The organism is Proluteimonas luteida (genome assembly GCF_021191695.1).
GTDB lineage: Bacteria > Pseudomonadota > Gammaproteobacteria > Xanthomonadales > Xanthomonadaceae > Luteimonas > Luteimonas luteida.
Genome location: NZ_JAIWPT010000006.1, coordinates 13,208 through 32,411 on the forward strand (window position 1 = coordinate 13,208; position 19,204 = coordinate 32,411).

A 19,204-nucleotide genomic window follows, 5' to 3' on the forward strand; every position below is an offset into this window, starting at 1 on the left:
AGAGCGGAGCTTGCTCCGCTCTACGGGATCAGCTCGGTCGTCTGCCCGGGATTGGCGACGGTGATCACGCCCGCCCACATGCAGTTGCAGGTACTGGTCATGTTCAGGCAGGGCTGGTTGTTCAGCAGCGCGGTCGGGCTGCCCGGCACCCACGGCGCCGGTGTCGCCGGCACGCAGGGCATCGGCGTCAGCACGCCGAGCGCGGCCGACGTGGCCGCGGCGACCGCCGGGTTGGCGATCGACGTGCACATGCCGAACGGCTGGATGTTGACCATCGGCTTGTGGTCCATGATCGTCGCCGCCGGCTGCTGGCTCGACAGCATCCGGTTGACCGGCAGCACCACCAGCGGCGCCGGCGCGACCCCGAACGAACACATCAGCATCGCACCGTTGACGACGTGCGGGACCATGCCGGGCTCCAGGCCGCGGGCCGGGCGTCAGTGGCTGGTGGCGACGATCTCGACCCGGCGGTTCTCGTCCGCGGCCGGATCGGCGGTATTCACCAGTTCCGAGAACCCCTTGCCCTCGGTGCGCAGCCGCGACGCATCGACGCCGCGCTGGACCAGGAAGTCGCGGACCGAACGCGCGCGCGCCTGCGACAGCCGCTGGTTGTAGGCCGCCGAGCCGACCGCGTCGGTGTGGCCGACGATGGTGAAGCTGCGGTCCTGCAGCTGCGGCGACGCCAGCGCGGTGGCCAGGTTCTCCATCGTCTGCTGCGAGCCGCCCTCGATCCGGGTCGAGTTGAACGCGAACTGCACCTGCATCGAGATCGACGCCTTCGGCGCCGGTTCGGGCGCCGCGGTGGCGCCGGCGGCCGCGCCCGGGCGCAGCGCGCGGGTGCGGCCGGTATCGATCGTGTCGTCGTCCGGCCGGGCGCGGAGCTGGTCGACGATCTGGTCGACCGATGGTTCCTGCCCGCCGAAGTTCGATTGCGCGCACAGCGCACCGCTGAGCGTCAGCAGACCGACGAATGCAACCAGACGAACGCTTGCCATGATGGAATCTCCGATGGGGCCGCGCCACGCGCGGACGGAACACAATGACGACCGGACGAGTGTCGCGGCGCGACCGCGGGATTGCGATACGCCATTCGCCATAGGTCGCCTGGTCTGAAAGGCCGAACGGCGTTCGCCCGCCTGCCGCGACAGGCGCCGGACCGCACGTGTAGGCGTCCCGCAACGGTCTAGCTACGACGTTCAATCGGCTCTCAACCTCTGACGGGAAATCTGCCGGCGTCCGGCCACGTACCGGGCGGGGATCGGACATTGCAACAGTCGGCGTCATCCGCAGTCCCGGCATCGGGGGCGTGGCCCCGACCTGCGATCGCGCCACCGGAAATCCGTGGAGACCGTTGTTCCGGCCGCTATCCGACGGCATACGCCGGAATGGCTATCGCCGCGGCGGCCGCGACGGCGTACAGATGACGCATGTTCCTCCTGCATGCGCCGCGCCCGACCACCGCGTCCCGCTGCTCCGCGAGCGGGCATGGCCGGCCCGTGCGCACGCCGCCGTTGCCCGCGCCATGAGCCTCATGTCCGGACTTCGCGGCGAGCTGCTGCGCACGACCTTCCTGCCGGTCGCGGTGCTGGCGCTGGCCGCGATCCTGGTCGCGGGGCTGTGGTTGCGGAACGCGGCCACGCAGCGTTTCGAAGGCGACGGACAGCAGACCGGCCGGGCGCAGGTGTCCGTGCCCCGCGGCGTCGAAGCAGCGCCCGGCCACGGCGTCCCTGCGCCACTGCGGCAACAGCACCGGCGGATCGCCATCGGCTGCGCACTGGCCGCGATCGCGGTGCTGGCGGCACTCGCGGCGGTGCTGCTGCGGATCGATGGCCAGGTACTGCGTCCCCTGCGCGCGCTGGCGGACGACCCGCGATGCGCCAGCGCCGACGGCCGCGACGAACTGGCGGCGGTGCAGGCCCGGATCGACGGTCTGCTGCGGCGGATCGACGACGACCGCCAGTTGCTGCTGCAGCACACCCGGCAGAGCGCGCACTACCAGGCCGACGCCGCACGGGCCGGCGCGGGTCGCGCGCAGTTCCTGGCGGTGGTCGGCGACCGCTTGCGCCAGCCGTTGCAGGCGATCGAACTGTTCGTGGCATCGCTGCAGCGGCATGCCGGAACGCCGGCGCAGCACCAGGCGATCGAGCGTCTGCAGCAGAGCGCCAACGCGGCGCGCCGGTTGCTCGACGAGCTGCTGCTGCATGCGCGGCTCGAAGCGGGCGTGGTACAGGTCCAGCCGGCCCGCGTCGAGATCCGCGCGCTGTTCGCGACGCTGCAGGCGGCAATGATCGCCGGTGCGGCAGCGGACGCACCGGCGATGCGCTGGCGCGACAACGCCCTCGCGGTCCGCAGCGATCCCGCACTGCTGTCGATCCTGCTGCAGCACCTGGTCGCCAATGCCCGCGACAGCGCCGCCGGCGGGCGGGTGCTGGTGGCCGCACGGCGGCGCGGCCGGGACGTCCGCCTGGAAGTCCGCGACAACGGCGTCGGCATCGCCGGCCTGCACCAGGGGCAGATCTTCGAGACCTTCTTCCAGCTCTCGCGCAGCGAGCGGCATCGCGAACGCCGGCTCGGGCTGGGCCTGCCGATCTGCGCGCGGATCGCGACGCTGCTGGGCAGCGACATCGGCATGCGTTCGGCACTGGGCCGCGGCAGCGTGTTCTGGATCGACCTGCCTGCCGCGGCGACCGTCGATCCCACGCGGCCCGGCGCCGCTGCCGACACCGGCCGCGGCAAGCTCGGCCCCACCCCCCTGCTGCCCGCCAGCGGCTGATCTCCACCTCGCCCGCAGAGCTCGAGCGTCGATCGAACGCCATCGCGAAACGGTCGCCGAACGCCCGTGGCCGCAGCCGGCGTCCGAAGCGCGCTCAGCCGGTCCCGCTGCCCGGACACCCGGAATCCATCGCGCTCATCGCCGCGACGATCCTGCCGAGGCCGCGCGCGTGCGGGTCGTCGGGTTGTCCGAGCCGGGCGAACAGCGCGTCCAGCGCGTCGGCATCGGCGTGCTCCCAGGTCATGCGTCCGAACGCCGCCCACCAGGCGACCTGCGCGGCGACCGGGTCGGACTGGACCTGGCTCGGCAACCCGGCCGTGGTCGTCGCGAACGGAAACACCGACAGGCAGGTGAAACCGGCCTGCCCGGCGACCACCTTCAGCCAGATGTCCCAGGCCAGGTCCAGCGAGCGGGCCGCCTCGATGCAGGCGAGCAGACGCGGCACCGACGCAGGGTTGACCAGGTACGACGACGCGCCGATCCAGGCCATGCCGGTCAGGTCCAGCAGCCGGGTCCGGCCACTGTCGCCGATCCCGCGCCAGGCCCGGAACAGGTCGACGACCGCATGCACGTCGGTCAGCTGGGTGTCGGTGAACAGAATGTCCCACGGACGCCCGTCGAGCGCCTGCAACGCGCTGCGCACGCGCTGGACCGTCGATGCGCCGAACACCACGTCGTCCTCGACGATCCACGGCATCGCGCCATCGCGCACGGCCTGCCGCAGGCAGCGCGCATGGCTGACGAAGCACGCCTTCTCGACCGGCGTGATGCCGCCGGGAATCCGCAGCGCGTCGGCTTCGGCGCGATCGCAGGCGCGGAAGCGCGTGAGCCCGATGCCCGCAGGATGCAGATGGCGGCGATGCCCGGCGACGACATCCGCTAGCCGCGCGTTGGCACCATCCAGGTTGATCACGTGCAGCATGGCCGGCAACGGGGACCCCGGCGCGGCGCCAGCCGGATCTTCGGCGGCGTCGGCGACCGCCGACGCCACCGGGCTGCGCTCAGAAGTCGTCGCAACCATTGCGCTGGTTGCCCGGCACGCAGTTGGTCAGGTTCGGTCGCGACTTGACCCGCGACCATTCGCGCGACAGCGCGTCGCCATCCTTGCCGTCCGGCGTCCGTGCCAGGCCGGTCGCGACCGCGCACATCGGTGCACTGCCGATGTTGCGGTCGTACAGATAGTTGTCCTGCGATTCGCGGACCAGATCGGTCGGGAACAGCGTCGCCGTCAGGCCGAGCACCGTCAGCGCATCCGCATTGCCGGGCGCCTGTGCGAACACGTAGTTGGTCGCGTCCAGTCCGCCGCCTTCGATCGCGTAGGTCCCGGCCGGCGACAGCGCGTGCGCATCGGTGGAGAAGCGCAGCGTGCCGGTGGTCGCGCCGCCGAGGGTGTCGCCGTTGCGGAAGCCGGTCACGCTGCCCGTGAGTACGCCGTTGGGCTGGCCGACGAGACGGCTGTAGGGATCGGCGACGTAGAACAGCGTCGCCGGATCGATCCGGTAGGCCGTCGCGTTGCCCGGCGCCTGCACCAACACGTAGTTGCCGGCGCTCAGGCCGCTGCCGGTGATCGCGTAGTTGCCGACCGACGTCGTCGCGTCGACGTCCGCGCCCCACACCAGGCTGCCGCTGGTCGCGCCGGCCAGCGTGTCGCCGTTGCGGAAGCCGGTCACGCTGCCACCCAGCGCACCTTGCGGATCGCCGTAGATCCGTGTGTACGGGTTGGCCGTGTAGAACAGCGTCGCCGGGTCGATCCGGTAGGCCGTGGCATTGCCCGCCGCCTGCGCGAACACGTAGTTGCCGGCGCTCAGGCCGCTGCCGGTGATCGCGTAGTTGCCGACCGACGTCGTCGCGTCGACGTCCGCGCCCCACACCAGGCTGCCACTGGTCGCGCCGGCCAGCGTGTCGCCGTTGCGGAAGCCGGTCACGCTGCCACCCAGCGCACCTTGCGGATCGCCGTAGATCCGTGTGTACGGGTTGGCCGTGTAGAACAGCGTCGCCGGGTCGATCCGGTAGGCCGTGGCATTACCCGCCGCCTGCGCGAACACGTAGTTGCCGGCGCTCAGGCCGCTGCCGGTGATCGCATAGTTGCCGACCGAGGTCGTCGCATCGACGTCCGCATGCCATCCCAGGTTGCCGCTGGTGGCGTTGGCCAGCGTGTCGTCGTTGCGGAAGCCGGTCACCGTGCCGCCCAGCGTGCCTTGCGGATCGCCGTAGATCCGCGTGTACGGGTTGGCCACGTACAGCAGCGTGGCGGGCGTGATCGCCAGGACGCCCGGCAGCACGTTGATGGCATAGCCGGCCGGCGAGACGAAGCTGCCGCCGATCGTGTAGTCGCCGACGTTGCTGAGGATCGTCGCCGCCGACGCGACCGAACCGGTGATCGCGTTCGCGGCGATGTCGTCGAGGATGATGCCGTCGAGACCGTAGCCGAACGCCGGATTGTCGAGCCCGTATTCGCGCGTATGGCTGTCGATGGTCACCGTGGCCGTCGGCTGCTGGACATAGATGAACTGGTTGTTGCTGCCCGAGATCGACGCCGCGACGCCGCAGGCCGACGGACCGCCGTACGCGCAGTTGTAGAGGTTCGGCAGCGGTCCGTCGCCGGCCAGCCCGCCGCGGGTCTCGTCGACCCAGCTGTTGGCCCAGACGCGCCACAGGTCGCCGGCGTCGAGGCCGACGCCGCCGGTGTTCTGCAGCGTGTTGGCGACGACCAGCTCGATGCGCTGGCCGGCCGCGATGCCGCTCGCCAGGGTCAGGTCGCCGCTGTGGTTCTGCACGTGGACATCGTTGCCGGCGTCGATGCCGGCCGCCGACAGCGCCGCCGGCGCGCCGGCCGCCACGTCGAAGCCGACCGCGGTGACGCTGCCGATCGCCAGCGCGTCCTGGTCGAGATAGCGGAAGTCGCCGGCTGCGCCGCCCGCCAGCGTATTGCCGGCGACGTTGTTGGCGGCGCGGTCGAGCAGCACGTCGCCGCCGGTCGAGCGCGCCAGCAGGCTGTCGGCGACGATCGCGCCGGCGCCGTTCTGGACGATGCTGCCGCTGCTGGCCAGCGCCAGGGTGTGGCCGTCGACATCGATACCTGCATTGACCGCGATGCCGGCCGCGCCCGCGCCACCGGCCTGCAGCGTCAGGTTGCCGGCGCGCTGGATCGACTGCTGGACCTGGACCAGCCCGGTCTGTGCGCTGCTACCGATCACCACCTCCGGCGACTGCAGCCGGTCGAGCAGGGCCTGGTCGATCGCGAAACCGGTACTGCCGCCGAGATTGATCGCGTCACCGGCGCGTTCGTAGGCATCGCCGTCGCCGTCCACGCCGCCGGGACGCAGGTTCAGCAGTTGCGTCGCCGCGATCGTGCTGCCGGTACCGGCACGGATCGCCACATCGCCGTTCGCCGTGGCCGCCAGCAGTTCGACGATGTCGCCGCCGACAGCGCCGTCGATCCACAGTCCCGCTTGCGTCCAGAAGGTGCCACCGGCTTCGCCGGCCACGCGCACGTGCTGCGTGTCCGCATCGCCGATCCGTCCGCCCGCCGCGAGCGCCACGCCAACCGTCCGCTCGTCACCGTCGCCACCCTGCCCTGCGGACGCGAATCCGCGGACGTCGATGCTGCCGCCGTCGTTGAGTACGGACCCGGCCTGGATGACGACGCCGCCGCGCCCACCAAAGTCATAGTCATCGTCGTCGAACGTCCTTGTCGCCACGCCGGCGATCCGGACCGCGCCGCCGCCGGCACGGATCACGCTGCCCGGCGCGCTGCGCGTGGCGCCGAGCAGCACGCCGGCGCTTTGCTCGTAGCCGTTGTAGGACACGCCGAGGATGTCGATGTCGCCGCGGCCCGACTCGATCGCCGAGCCGCGGATCGCGACCCCGACCGCGGTGCCGTCGAACAGGCTGTCGGCCATCCCGCGCATCGAGACCGTGCCGTCGCCGGCGGCGCCGCGGGTATCGATGCTGCTCTCGGCGAAATTGATCCCCGTCAAGAAGCCGCGCGCGAAGCCGTTGGCGGCATCGCCCTGCCCGAACAGCCGCACATCGCCACCACGCGAAAGAATCTGCGCCCCGAACAGCGAAATGCTCGCCTCGGCAAACGTCGACGACGCGGTGTCGTTGGCGTCCGCATTGAACAGCACGTCCAGCGGTCCCGTGCCTCCGTCGATGCGCAGCCCGTTGGTGAAGGCCCCGCTGTCGGGATCGACATAGGCCTGGGTGCGGATCGAACCATGTGCGTCGAGCTGGAACCGCAGATGCCCGCTGCCGCTGCCGCGCACGATCTCCACCGGGCCGTTTTCGGCCGAGAACACGATGTCGCCGTAGCTGCTGCCGACATCCGCGGCGCCGGTGGTGATGTGCACGCTGGTGCCGGAATCGAAGGCGTTGTTGATGTCGCCGTCCTGGATCGTCGCGTCCGCCAGCAGCTCGAACGGATCGCCGGGCAGCGAACCGCTGGCGTTGCCATGGACGATGTACACGTCGTACGGATCGATCAGCCAGGTACCGGCCACGCCGTTGGCCGAGCTGGCATCGATGCCGATGCCGCGCAGGTCCAGCGCGCCGCCCGAGGTCTCGATCAGCCCACCATCGCCGTTGCCCGCGCCGCGTGCGGTCAGGTCGCCGAACGCGCGCAGGCCACCGCTGCCGAACAGGCGGATGTTGCCGCCATGGCCGTTGCCGGTCGCGCTGGCGTCGATGGCGGCATCCGCCCCGACGGCGACGATGCCATCGGACTCGATGTCGACGCTGCCGCCGCCGGCGCCGGTTGCCACCAGCCGCGCCGTACCCGTGACCAGCACGTTGTCTGCAGCAATGCCGATGTGCCCGCCCGCGCCCGAGGCCGATCCGGTATCGAGCGATGCGCCGCCACCCAGCAGGATGTCATTGGAGAATCCACCGGCTTCAGTGCCCAGCCGGATCGTGCCGCCCTGCGCCCGCAGGGTGCCGCCCTCGATCGCGACCGCATAGCTGACGCCGCCCGTGGTGTCGTTCAACGAGGGCGCGCCGGCAGCGCCGGTGATCGTCAGCGTGCGTCCCTGCCCCGCTTCGATCGTCCCGCCGACGAGCACGCCATCGGCGCGGCCCCACCAATCCTGGTCGTCGAGTCCCGACAGGTCCGCGCCGCGGCCGTGGATCGAGACGTCGCCACCGGTACGGATCGTCGCCGCGCCGATGACCACGGCCGCCTCGGCATCGTAGACATAGGACGTAGCGGCGGCAGCATCGAACGTACCGGTGATCGAGATCGCTCCGGACCGGGATTCGATCGATGCGGGCTCGCCGTACCCTGGCGGGTCCGCCAGGATGACGACGTCGCGCGCTCCCGTACCGCCCCAGCGGCTGGTATCGCCGACATAGACACCCGCCGCACCATCGTGGCCCACGCCCACGAGGTCGATCCGGCCCGCATCAGTGCGCAGCGCCGAGCTGACAATGCTGAGGCCACGACCGCCATCCGTGTAGCCTTGGGGGTCCTGGTAGGCACCGCGCAGCTGGATGTATCCCGCCGACGCACCGCAACCGCCGTCGCTGGCATGGCCGCAGGTGTCGATGAGGCTCTCGCTCAGCGAAATGCCGTCGCCGTAGGTCGTCGGTGCGCCCGTCGCATGGCCGTTGTCGGCGTCGCTTCCACCGTAGAAGCGTACCGAACCGCCGTTGGTGCGGATCGCCGAGCCGGCCATCGCGATTGTGCCGCCGTCGACATAGCTGTAGTCGGTGGGGGCACCGAGGCGACCGTCGCTGAACGCGTTCGCGTCGAGGTCCAGTGCGCCGACGGTCGCCTCGATCGTCGTCGCATCGAAGAGGATCGAGCTGGTCGCGTTGACGGTCAGCCGCGCGTCGCCGCCGGTTTCCTTGACGATGCGCGGCGCGTGCGCGAGATAGTCGTCGCCGGTTTCCTCCCAATACGACAGGAACTCGACGTCGCCCTGGTACGAGCTTCGCCAATGGTTCATGCCCGCGGCGGTCAGCACCACGTCGGTATCGTTGCCGAGCGCCGACGCCAGTGCCTGGTCGCGGATGTAGCTGTAGTTGAGATCGTCTTCGTAGGCGTCGTCTGCGGTCAACGCGTCGATGCCTGCCTGCGCCATCACGCGCAGGCTGCGCTGGGAGCGCAGCTGCAGCGATCCATTCGCGGCATTGTCGCCACCGGCATCGAAGCTGGCGTCGTCCTCGACGAACAGTTGCCGTCCCGACACCAGGATCCCGCCGCCCGCCGCGCCGGCCTCGGATGCGCTGGCATCCTGCGAGCCGATGACGTCGATCCTGACGTTGTCACCGGACAACTCGATGCGCCCGCCGCGGTTGCGCAGCGATCGCGCCTGGACCTGGCCGGACTGGACGATGATGCCGGGCAGTTCGACGCCGCCGGCGTGCATCGCCACCCGGCCGCCGTCGGCCGCGATCGTGCCGCTGTTGGCGACCACGGTCCCCAGGCCGCCGTAGCTGCCGGGTGCGACGATGGCCAGGTTGGTCAGGCCGTCGCCGCCGATGTCCAGGGTGACGCGGTTGCCGCCGCCCATGACCACGCTGCCACCCGGCGCGCTCAGCGCGCCGGCGTTGGCGACGTAGTCGCCAAGCAGTGCGATCAGTCCACCGGTCCCGCGCGTGGTGATGCTGCCGCCGGTCGCGACCACGCCGCCATAGGTGGCGCCATCCACCGGCACGCCCTCGGTGAACAGATAGCTGCCGGTGGTGGCCGCGGCGTCGAACGCCGCGTTGCTGATCTGCATCGTCGAGGCGACGATCCCGGCGACATCGACGCGCGCGCCATTGCCGAACAGCACCCCGTTCGGGTTGGTCAGGAACACATGCCCGTTGGCCGTCAGGTTGCCGAGGATCTGCGACTGCTGGTCGCCGACCACCCGGTTGAGCGCGACACTGTTGCTGTTGGGCTGGATGAACTGGACGGTGTAGCCGTTGCCGATCGAGAAATCCTGCCAGTCGATGCGCGCGCGCGCCGCGGACTGGCGGATCGTCATCGTCGTCGGCGTGGTGTTGGCGATCGATTCGATGCCGACCATGTTGTGCTGGCCGCCCGGCAGCGTCTGCGCGGCGGCCGTGCACGACAGTGCCAGCAGGATCGCGCCGGCCAGCGGCGACCGCATCGGGGGCTTGCGGGTCTTGGAATGACGGGCCATGTCGGTTGTCTCCGGTCAGAAGCTGTGCATCAGGTGCAGGAACAGCCGCGGGCTGCGGTCACCGCCGTCGCTGACCGCGCGGCGCGTGTCGCGCCAGGCCACGGTCGCGTTCGCGGAGAAGCCGCCGCGGGACGCCAGGTTCAGGCCCAGGCCGTAGCCGCGCAGCGTGCGGTCGTTGTCGAGATCGAACGGGCCCGGGTTGCGGTTGAAGTTGCCGGTGGCCAGGTCGTAGAACGCGAACGGGGTGACGTGCTCGTTGATCGGCCAGCGCAGCTCGACGTTGGCGATCGAGCCTTCGTCGACCAGTACCTCGCTGGACGGATACGCGCGCACCGCGCGTGGGCCGCCGAGCGCCAGCTTCTCCGCCGAATCGAGGTTCTTGTCGGCGAACTGCGCGCCGAGCGCGACGAACAGGTGCATGTGGCTGCCCAGCGACTGCAGCCGCGCCACCTGCAGCGTCATCTTGGTGAAGCCGCCGTCGGTGCGACGGCCGAACATGCTCTGGTCGGCCTGTCGCGACAGCGGGTCGACCAGTTTCAGGTCGCCGGCGTACAGCGCGCCGTTCGAGCTCCAGTAACCGCCACCGGCGAATCCGTCGCGGCGTTCCCACGCCCAGCTCAGGCCGACGCCGTGCACGCGCTTGTCGCTTTCGAATTCCACCGCGCGCATCTGGTCGGTCAGTTCCTTGCGGTCGACGAAACCGCGCAGGAACAGGTTCTGCCCGCGCTGGCGCACCACCGGCACCATCACGCCGGCGTCGTAGATGCGGGCGATGCCGACCGCGTCCAGCACCTCGAACGCGCCGCCGAGGTTGTAGGACACGCGCGAGGCACCGATACCGAACCGGCTGCCCGCCGCGCCGAGCGGCGCCTCCCAGGCGATGCGGCCGAAGACCGTGCCGTCGCCATGGAACAGGCGCTCGTCGGAGGCCAGCAGGCGCAGGTCCAGGTTGTCGCCGATGCCGAAGGGGCTGGCGACGCGCGCGGTGCCGCCGAGGCGCCAGCGGCCGACTTCCTTGGTACCGAAGTTGTCGACCTCCACGTTGAAGCGCACGCGCGGCGCGGGGCCGATCGACACGACCAGGTCGTTGCTGCCGGCCACGCGCCCGGTCTCCAGCGTCGACTGCGGGCGCACGCCGGGCAGGTCGGAGAGCAGCAGCATGGTCCGCTCGTAGGTCGGTCCATGCACCGGCCGACCTTCGGCCAGCGGCGCCAGCATCGCCCGGATGCGGTCCTCGGACACCGGCGTCGCCGGGTCGTAGTCGATGGTGACCCGGCCCAGCATGCCTTCGACGATGCTGATCTCGACGCTGCCGCCCTGGATCTCCTGCACCGGCAGGATCGCGCGTGCCAGGGTGTAGCCATCGTCCTGGTATTTCGCGGTGACCCGCTGGGCGAGCTGCTGCAGGTCGGCGAACGCGACGCGCTGGCCGATGCGGTCGGCGACCAGCGCCTGCAGCTGCGCATCGGTATAGACGCTGGCGCCCTTGAACACGACCTGGCGCAGGTCGAACGCGACATCCATGCCCGGCGGCGGCGCCAGCTGCTGCAGGTCCTGGGCGGCGCCGGGGCAGCCGCCCGGGCAGCCGGGCGGCGCGGTCACCCCCGGTGTCCGTGGCGCAGGCAGCTGCTGCGGCGCGTCCTGCGCGCGCGCCAGCAGCGGTAATGCCGCCAGCAGCGCGCAGGCAAGCGTCGTGGTGCCGATGCCGGCGATGCTGCCGGCGATACCGCGGGTGACGCGGATTCGCGTGTCTGCGTCCATGCTCAACCTCGTGTGTGCAGGCGCCAGTTGCCGATCACGTTGAACGGCGCCCAGAAGAAGGGATGTTCGAATTCGGGCCGGTCCAGCAGCGCCAGCTGCGCGTGCTGCATCGCGGTCTGCAGGTCGGTGCCCCGGGCCAGCTCGCCGTAGAGCGTGGTCATCAGGATCTCGGTCGCATCGTCGGCGACCGGCCACAGCGACAGGATCAGCGACGACGACCCCGCCGACAGGAACGCACGCGAGAAGCCCAGCACCTCGTCGCCGCTGGCGACCCGGCCCAGGCCCGACTCGCAGGCCGACAGCGTGACCAGCGCGACATCGTCCAGGTCCAGCGCCAGCACTTCGTGCGCCTCGAGGAAGTTCTGCCGACCGTTCTCGTTGGCCAGCAGGATCCGCGAGTACAGCGGATCGACCCGGTCCGCCTCCGCGTGCGCGGCCACGTGCAGCAGCCGCGCACTGCCGGCCGACGCGCGGAACCGCGACTTGGTCGCCGCCGCGTTGAGATAGGTCGTCGACTGCGGGAACAGCGCCGCGAGCTTGCGCACCTCGTCCTCCGAAGCCGGCAGCGCCATGTCCGGCGCCACGTCGGGATTGCCGAACGCGATCAGCCGCGGATCGACCTGGCTGCCGCGCGCGACCAGCTGCACCGCGATGCTGATCGACGGCGTCACCGACACCGGGTGCTGGCGGATCAGGTAGTCGCCGTTGGGCCGCAGCGCCTGGAACGGCAGGTAGTGCAGCGGCCCGTGCGGCACGATGATCAGCCGCGTGCCCGGCTCCAGCGCCAGCGGCGCGATCAGCGCATCGCCGACCTGGGCGGCGCCGTCGACCGCGCTGCGCCGGCCGGCGACGATCGAATCGCGGAACGCCTCGACCAGCGCGTCGAGCGAGGCGCGCGGCAACGGGTAGGCGACCTCGCGGATGCCGTCGGGCGACACCACCCAGGCGAGCAGGCGGTCGTCCAGCGCGTGGAATTCGACGACCCGCTCGTCGGCCTGCAGCATCGCCTGCAGCGCCGCCAGGTCGACGAGGTCGGTGGCCTGCGTCGACAGCGTGCCGCGGTCGCGGACCTCGTCGAGCAATGCGCGCGCGCGGCTGCGCTCGCTGTACGCGAACGCGCGCTGCGGATGGCCGAGGCGCGAGTTGAGGTCGACCGCGTCCTCGAAGATGCGCTGCACGTCCGAGAACAGCCCCATCTTGAATTCCTCGCTGCGGAAGCGCGCGCGGACCTCGTCGAGGCTGTCGATCGCCAGGCCCAGCGCACGCGCCGCCGCCTCGGGATCGTCGAGCGCCAGCTCGCTGCGCGCCAGCCCCTCCAGCGCCCACATCCGCTGGTAGGCGGCGTCGCTGCCGCTGCTGTCGGCGACCAGCGCCAGGTAACGGTCGCGGGCCTCGCCCGGCCGGCCCTCGGCCAGCAGCAGGGCGGCCCCGGTGCGCTGGAACTGGTTGCGCAGGCCGGGATCCTCCGGCGCCGGCATCGCATCGAACTGCGCGCGCGCGCGGCCGACGTCGCCGGCATGGATCAGCGCATTGACCAGCGAGGTCTGCACCAGCGGCCGGTAGCGCTCGGAACTGCCGGCGGCCGCCGTTTCGTAGCTGCGCACCGCGTCAGCGTAGTCGCCGCGCCGCTGCTGCACGTCGCCGATGATCTTGTAGGCCGGGCCAACGACCATCGCAGGATCGCGCGCCTCGTGCTGCAGTGCCTTGCGGGCGAACTCCTCAGCCTTGTCGAGGTTGCCCGAGTAGCTGTAGGCGATCGCCAGGTCGCGGTTGGCCTTGGCGATCAGATCGCTGTTGCCGGTCTGCTCGCCCAGGTGCAGGGCCTTGCTGGCGGCGCGCACGCTGGCGCGGAACTCGCCGGCCTCGGCCAGCGCGATCGCCTGGCTGCAGTACTGGTAGCCGTCGAGCTTGACCTCCTCCTGCTGGTACAGCAGCGAACCCTCGCTGCTGAGCTGCAGCGCGGTGTCGGCATCGTGCATGCGTGCCGCGGCCGCGGTGCTGGAGGCGCGTTGCCGCGTGGAGACGTCATCCGTGTCCCGGGCCTGCAGCGGCACCAGCGCCGCCGGCAACAGCACCGCTTGCAGCAGCACGGCTTGCAGCATTCCCCGCTTCGACAGTCGCATCGTCCACTCTCCTGCTCGTGTTCCCGTCCGGCCTTTGGCCAAACAGAGAAGATCCCTGCATTCGCTGGAGATTGCTGTCGTCCAGACGGCCTAGGCCATCCGGCCAGCCGCCGCATCCACACCGACCTGCGTGCCCCACGCGTGCATGGCGTTCGCTCGCCACCCACACGTAAACGCGATTCGGGGCGCATAACGGACAGCGCATCGGCAATGGCGGATGCGGCCGCTGCGAAGTCGACCACTCGCACGGCAGCTGTCAGTTCCCGGCCCCGAATGTCGTGGCAGACATCGACGACCCCCGACGACATCCAGGAACCCCGCCGTGCACAGAGTCCTGCTTCTCGCATTCGCCCTCGCTGCTTTCGCCGCCCCGCCGCTGCAGGCACAGAACCTGGCGAACGCGGTCATCGACCGGACACCGTTGGCCGCGAACATCGGCGCGATCACCACCAACATCAGCGACGCACTGCCGGTGGCAGAGCACCTGCACGACCTCGATCAACTTGCGCCGTTGCCGCTGCCCGAAGACTTCAACTTCGGCCCCGGCTACTACCGCGGCACCATTCGCTCCTATTGCCTGCACGCCGGCACCTACGGCCCCACCACCGGCGACGGCTACCTGATCGCGCCGCTGAAAGGGAACCATGCAGGATCGGCGGCATCCTCACCCGCTCGGCGCAACACCCGCAGATCGAGCAGCGCGACGTCCAGCGCCTGATCTGGGGCGTCGAGAGCGGGGCGAACTGGAACAACTACGACAACGGCTTCAAGTCGCGCGTGGCGCCGCTGCTGTCGGCGCAGGACATCGCCGCGCTCGGCGCCGAGCCGGCGCGCAAGCAGGCGGCCAGCATGGTCAAGGCCCGCATCGGCAGGCTGATTTCCGGCGGCGCCCAGAACGTGGTGAACGAAGTCGGCAACTGGCGCAGCAGGTTGACCAGCGCCGGCGTCCCGTTCGAGGAACTGGAGCGCGCCGGAGTCCTCACCGGCACCGCGCCCTGGGGCAGGGGCAGCCGCCGGGACATCGGTCCCGGCAACTGGGCCTACGTCGGCGACGGCTTCTACCTGCGCACCTCCTCCAACGGCTACCGTTCCACGACGCTGGAAGTGTTCCGCACCGGCACCGCCGAGATCACCCGCGACACCCTGGGCCGCATCACCCGCTTCGATTCGGACGGCTACGTCATCGATACCCGCTATGTGCCCGGCGACACCCCGCAGACCGTGGACGGCCAGCCCGCATGGCGCTTCAGCGAAGTCACCTTCCGCCACCCCGACGGACGCAGCGAGACCATCCGCGACAGGGGCCACATGCTGGCGCAAGCTTCGTTGCCGGACACGGTCGCCTCCATGTCCATGGTCGTTTACGGTGACGCACCGAAGGGAAGCCTAGACGACATGCAGCACTACAACGATGGCCTGAAGTCGGCGACCGATCCCAGCGACTTCAAGGGACGCGGGGAATGGATCCTCGAACACCTCAATCGCGTCAAGGCTGCCTGGCTGGCAGCCATCGATGCCCTGGCCGGCCGCACCGGCGCCCCCCCGCCCGGCCCGGGGAAGCGTCCGCTCGACCCCAGCCGGCATGTCGCCACGCCAGCCAACACCAACAAGCAGCGTCTGGGGATGAGTCCGGTTCTCCAACGATACAACGACTGAACGCGCGAGCTTCCGGCGGTCAGGCCGGCTTTCCGGTCACGGCCCCGCTCGTCGCTCAAAAGGAACGTGCACCCGCACGCGCCGGTGGCTTGGTCCGGATCGGACAGTGTCACTTGCCGTCACTTGCCGATGCAGAAACTCGAGAAGATATGCCCGAGCAGGTCGTCGGGCAGCACCCGCCCGGTGATCTCGCCGGTGGCGTCGTGGGCCTGCCGCAAGGCTTCGGCGGTCAGTTCAAGCGCCTCGGCGTGCAGGGTGTCCCGGGCGGCGCGCACGGCGTCGCGGGCGCGCCGCAGGCCGTCGACCTGCCGGGTGCGCGCGGTGAAGGCGCCCTCGCCCGCCGCCGACGCGCCGCCGGCATGTGCGTGCAACACGGCGCGCAGCGCATCGAGGCCGGCGCCGGTGTGCGCGGACACGCGCAGCACGTCGGCATCGGCCAGAGCGGCGCCCTGCTGCGGGTCGGCGGTCAGCAGGTCGATCTTGTTGTGCAGCCACAGCACCGCCGGCACGCCTGCGATCGCGTCGGCGACCGCCGCGGCGCCGCGTGCCGGATCGCGCGCGTCCAGCACCACGATCGCCAGGTCCGCGCGCGTCAGTTCGCCGCGCGCGCGACGCATGCCTTCGCGCTCGATCGCATCGCCCGCCTCGCGCAGGCCGGCGGTGTCGACCAGGGTCAGTTCGATGCCGTCGATGCGCACCGTTTCCTGCAGCAGGTCGCGGGTGGTGCCGGCGATCTCGGTGACGATCGCGCGGTCGCTGCCGGCCAGGGCATTGAGCAGCGAGCTCTTGCCCGCGTTCGGCGGGCCGACGATGACCGCGTGCACGCCGTCGCGCAGCTTGCGGCCCTGCTCGGCCTCGGCCAGCAAGATGTCGAGCTGCGCGGCGAGGTCGTCGATGCGCGCGGCGACGATGTCGCCGCCGAGCGCGTCGATGGGTTCGTCGGAGAAGTCGATCATCGCCTCGACGTGTACGCGCAGCGTCAGCAGCGCTTCGGCGATCGCGTCGACGCGGGTCGAGAACACGCCGTCGAGTGCGCGCCGCGCCGCGCGCGCCGCGCGCAGGTCGCCGGCCGCGATCAGGTCTGCCACCGCCTCGGCCTGGGTCAGGTCGAGGCGGCCGTTGAGGAACGCGCGTTCGCTGAACTCGCCGGGCCGGGCCGGGCGCGCGCCCAGCGTGCCGGCGCGATCGACCAACTGCCGCAGCACGACCGGGCTGCCATGGGCCTGCAGTTCGACGACGTCCTCGCCGGTGTAGCTGGCCGGCGCGACGAAGGCCAGCGCGATGCCGTCGTCGAGCACGTCGCCGTCGGCGTCGCGGAAGCGCACGTGGTGCGCGTGGCGCGGCCGCAGCGTGCGGCGCCCGCAGATCGCCGCGGCGATGCGCAGCGCATCCGGCCCCGACAGCCGCACGATGCCGACGCCGCCGGCACCGGCGGGCGTGGCGATCGCGACGATGGTGTCGGTATCGTGCAGGCGCGAAGTCATCGGGCGATTCTCGCAGAACGCACGAACCCGCCGGATGGCGGGCTCGTGGCAGACGGACGACAGGCGGGCCCTCGCCCGCGGAACGTCGGACCCGGCAGCGTCAGGCCTTGGCCGGCGCCTCGCTGTAGCGGCGGATCATCCACCACTGCTGCAGCAGGCCGAGGCCGCCGTTGGTGACCCAGTACAGCACCAGGCCCGAGGGGAAGAACACCATGATCACACCGAAGATCACCGGCATCAGCTGCATGATCTTCTGCTGCATCGGGTCCATGCCGACCATCGGCGTGAGCTTCTGCGTGGCCCACATGATGGCGATGTTGAGCACCGGCAGGATGAAGTACGGATCGCGCGCGGTCAGGTCCTGGATCCACAGGATCCACGGCGCGTGGCGCAGTTCCACCGACTCCAGCAGCACCCAGTACAGGGCGAAGAACACCGGCATCTGCAGCAGCACCGGCAGGCAGCCGCCGACGGGGTTGATCTTCTCCTTCTTGTAGAGCTCCATCATCGCCATCTGGAACTTCTGCTTGTCGTCTCCGTAGCGCTCCTTGAGCTGGGCGATGCGCGGCTGGAACTTGCGCATCTTGGCCATCGACTTGTACTGCGCGACCGACAGCGGATACAGCGCCAGCTTGACCAGCAGCACCAGGCCGATGATCGACCAGCCCCAGTTGCCCAGCAGGCCGTGCAGCTTGGACAGGATCCAGAACAGGCCCTCGCCGAGCATCGCGAACAGCGAGAAGCGGCTGTAGTCGACGACACGGTCGAGGCCGCGCACGCCTTCGGCGCGGATCAGGTCGACCTGCTTGGGCCCGACCCACAGGCGCGCGCTGCTGGTCGCCTGCTGGCCCGGGGCGACGCCGACCGGCGGGCCGAGCTCGCGGATCAGGTAGCGCGGCACGCCGGCGCTGCGGTCGACCTGCATCGAGATCGTGCTGACGTCGTCGGGCTGCGGCACCCAGGCGCTGAAGAAATGGTGCTGCATCATCGCGATCCACGCCTGGCGGTCGCTGGCATTGAGCGGACCGTCGCCCTCGAAGTCCCCCAGCTGGCGGCGGCCGTAGCCGATGTCGCTGCCGAACCAGGTCGCGCCGAGCAGGCTGAACGACTCGGGATTGGTCATGTTGCGCTTGATCTCGGGCGCGGTGCGGATCAGCTGGCGGTAGACGAAACCCTGCCACGGCACGTTGCTGCCGTTGATCACCTCGTCGCGCACTTCGACCGCATAGCCGCCGCGGGTGAGCACGATGTTGCGGCGGATCGTCACGCCGCGGCCGTCGGTCCACACGAACGGCACGACCAGGGTGTTCTCGCCGTCGGCCAGCGTGTAGCTGGTGTCCGGGCGCTCGGGGGCGAACCCGGTCTCGTGCGACGGCGCGTCGTTGCCGCTGCTGACCCAGCCGCTCTGCGCGGCATAGAAATGCGCCGGGTCGGTGTCGAGCAGGCGTACCGGCGGACTGCCCGCGTCGCGCGTCTGCGGATACGCCAGCAGGTCGGCCTGCACGATGTTGCCGCCGTCGACGACGATCCGCAGCACGTCGGACTGGACCACGACCTGGCGGTTCGTCGCCGGCGTCGCCGCGACCTCGCCCGACGCCGCATCCGGGATCGCGCCGACAGGCGCGGCAGGCGCCGTCGGGACTGCCGCGCCAGCGGCCGCCGGCGCAGCGGTCGGCACGGTGCCGGAACCGGAGGCGGCCTGCGTCGTGGTCTGCACGGGCGCCGGCGCGGCCTGCTCCTTGCCCCACTCCATCCACAACAGCACGGCGACCATCAGCCAGGCGAGGATCAGGAAAGTACGGGTCTGGTTCATCAGGCAGGCAAGCTCATGCGCCGGCGGATGCCGGCGGGGATGGAGGAGTCGAAGCGGCCGGCATTGTGCCGGTCGCGGCCACGGGCGGCAATGCGCCGGCGCGCTGCAAGGCGGCGGTGAAGGCGGTACCGATCGCGCGGGCGTCCGCGCCGGCCGCGGCCGGACGGGCCACGACCACGTAGCAGCCCGGCACCAGCTGCGGGCGCAGCCGCCGGAACTGTTCGCGCAGGACGCGCTTGATGCGGTTGCGGCCGACGGCGCGCTTGTCGACCTTGCGCGATACCGCCAGACCCAGGCGCGCCTGGCCGGGTTCGCGCAGCAGATGCACGGCCAGCAACGGGGTCGCCGTGCGCCGTGCATCGGCGAAGACGCGGTCGAATTCCGCGCGCAGGCGTACCCGCGCTTCCCGCGGGAAACGGGCGCCGGAATTCATCGGATCGGAACGGCGGACCGGTGGGCGAGCA

At 70.8% G+C, this 19,204-nt stretch carries 12 protein-coding genes; 3 read left to right on the forward strand and 9 right to left on the reverse strand.

What is annotated here, in order from left to right; genetic code table 11:
• Positions 1-20: 20 nt before the first annotated feature.
• Together LDO26_RS06780 and LDO26_RS06785 are read right to left on the reverse strand one after the other, a co-directional pair.
• On the reverse strand, positions 21-410 hold the full coding sequence (locus LDO26_RS06780; RefSeq protein WP_232130325.1) for a DUF4280 domain-containing protein: 390 nt from the start codon (positions 408-410) through the stop codon (positions 21-23).
• Positions 411-437: 27 nt separating this feature from the next.
• Positions 438-995 carry an OmpA family protein gene (locus tag LDO26_RS06785; protein WP_232130326.1) on the reverse strand — a complete coding sequence of 186 codons (558 nt, stop codon included), beginning with the start codon at positions 993-995 and terminating at the stop codon, positions 438-440.
• Positions 996-1,531: 536 nt separating this feature from the next.
• On the opposite strand from LDO26_RS06785, the gene LDO26_RS06790 reads away from it, so the two are divergent.
• Positions 1,532-2,773 (forward strand): sensor histidine kinase, encoded by a 1,242-nt coding sequence (locus LDO26_RS06790; RefSeq protein WP_232130327.1) that lies wholly within the window; start codon positions 1,532-1,534, stop codon positions 2,771-2,773.
• Positions 2,774-2,867: 94 nt separating this feature from the next.
• Here the strand turns inward: LDO26_RS06790 and LDO26_RS06795 are convergent, their stop codons facing one another.
• The 4 genes from LDO26_RS06795 to LDO26_RS06810 all read right to left on the reverse strand — a co-directional run bounded on the left by LDO26_RS06795 (position 2,868) and on the right by LDO26_RS06810 (position 13,766).
• On the reverse strand, positions 2,868-3,695 hold the full coding sequence (locus tag LDO26_RS06795) for a glycosyltransferase family 25 protein (RefSeq protein WP_232130328.1): 828 nt from the start codon (positions 3,693-3,695) through the stop codon (positions 2,868-2,870).
• A gap of 79 nt (positions 3,696-3,774) precedes the next feature.
• Positions 3,775-9,903 (reverse strand): MBG domain-containing protein, encoded by a 6,129-nt coding sequence (locus LDO26_RS06800; protein WP_232130329.1) that lies wholly within the window; start codon positions 9,901-9,903, stop codon positions 3,775-3,777.
• 15 nt (positions 9,904-9,918) lie between these two features.
• Positions 9,919-11,664 carry a ShlB/FhaC/HecB family hemolysin secretion/activation protein gene (locus LDO26_RS06805; protein ID WP_232130330.1) on the reverse strand — a complete coding sequence of 582 codons (1,746 nt, stop codon included), beginning with the start codon at positions 11,662-11,664 and terminating at the stop codon, positions 9,919-9,921.
• Positions 11,665-11,666: 2 nt separating this feature from the next.
• Positions 11,667-13,766 carry a CHAT domain-containing protein gene (locus LDO26_RS06810; protein WP_232130331.1) on the reverse strand — a complete coding sequence of 700 codons (2,100 nt, stop codon included), beginning with the start codon at positions 13,764-13,766 and terminating at the stop codon, positions 11,667-11,669.
• Positions 13,767-14,109: 343 nt separating this feature from the next.
• Here LDO26_RS06810 and LDO26_RS06815 point away from each other — a divergent pair, with 343 nt between their 5' ends.
• Positions 14,110-14,505 (forward strand): hypothetical protein, encoded by a 396-nt coding sequence (locus LDO26_RS06815; protein ID WP_232130332.1) that lies wholly within the window; start codon positions 14,110-14,112, stop codon positions 14,503-14,505.
• 59 nt (positions 14,506-14,564) lie between these two features.
• Positions 14,565-15,443 (forward strand): hypothetical protein, encoded by an 879-nt coding sequence (locus LDO26_RS06820; RefSeq protein ID WP_232130333.1) that lies wholly within the window; start codon positions 14,565-14,567, stop codon positions 15,441-15,443.
• A gap of 119 nt (positions 15,444-15,562) precedes the next feature.
• Here the strand turns inward: LDO26_RS06820 and mnmE are convergent, their stop codons facing one another.
• The 3 genes from mnmE to rnpA form a co-directional block, all read right to left on the reverse strand.
• Positions 15,563-16,927, reverse strand: a complete 1,365-nt coding sequence (gene mnmE / locus LDO26_RS06825) for a tRNA uridine-5-carboxymethylaminomethyl(34) synthesis GTPase MnmE (protein WP_232130334.1) — start codon at positions 16,925-16,927, stop codon at positions 15,563-15,565.
• Between the two features lie 100 nt (positions 16,928-17,027).
• Positions 17,028-18,740: a membrane protein insertase YidC gene (gene yidC / locus LDO26_RS06830; RefSeq protein WP_232130335.1), complete on the reverse strand. Its 1,713-nt coding sequence runs from the start codon at positions 18,738-18,740 to the stop codon at positions 17,028-17,030.
• A 13-nt stretch (positions 18,741-18,753) separates the two neighbouring features.
• On the reverse strand, positions 18,754-19,173 hold the full coding sequence (rnpA, locus tag LDO26_RS06835; RefSeq protein WP_232130336.1) for a ribonuclease P protein component: 420 nt from the start codon (positions 19,171-19,173) through the stop codon (positions 18,754-18,756).
• Positions 19,174-19,204 lie beyond the last annotated feature (31 nt).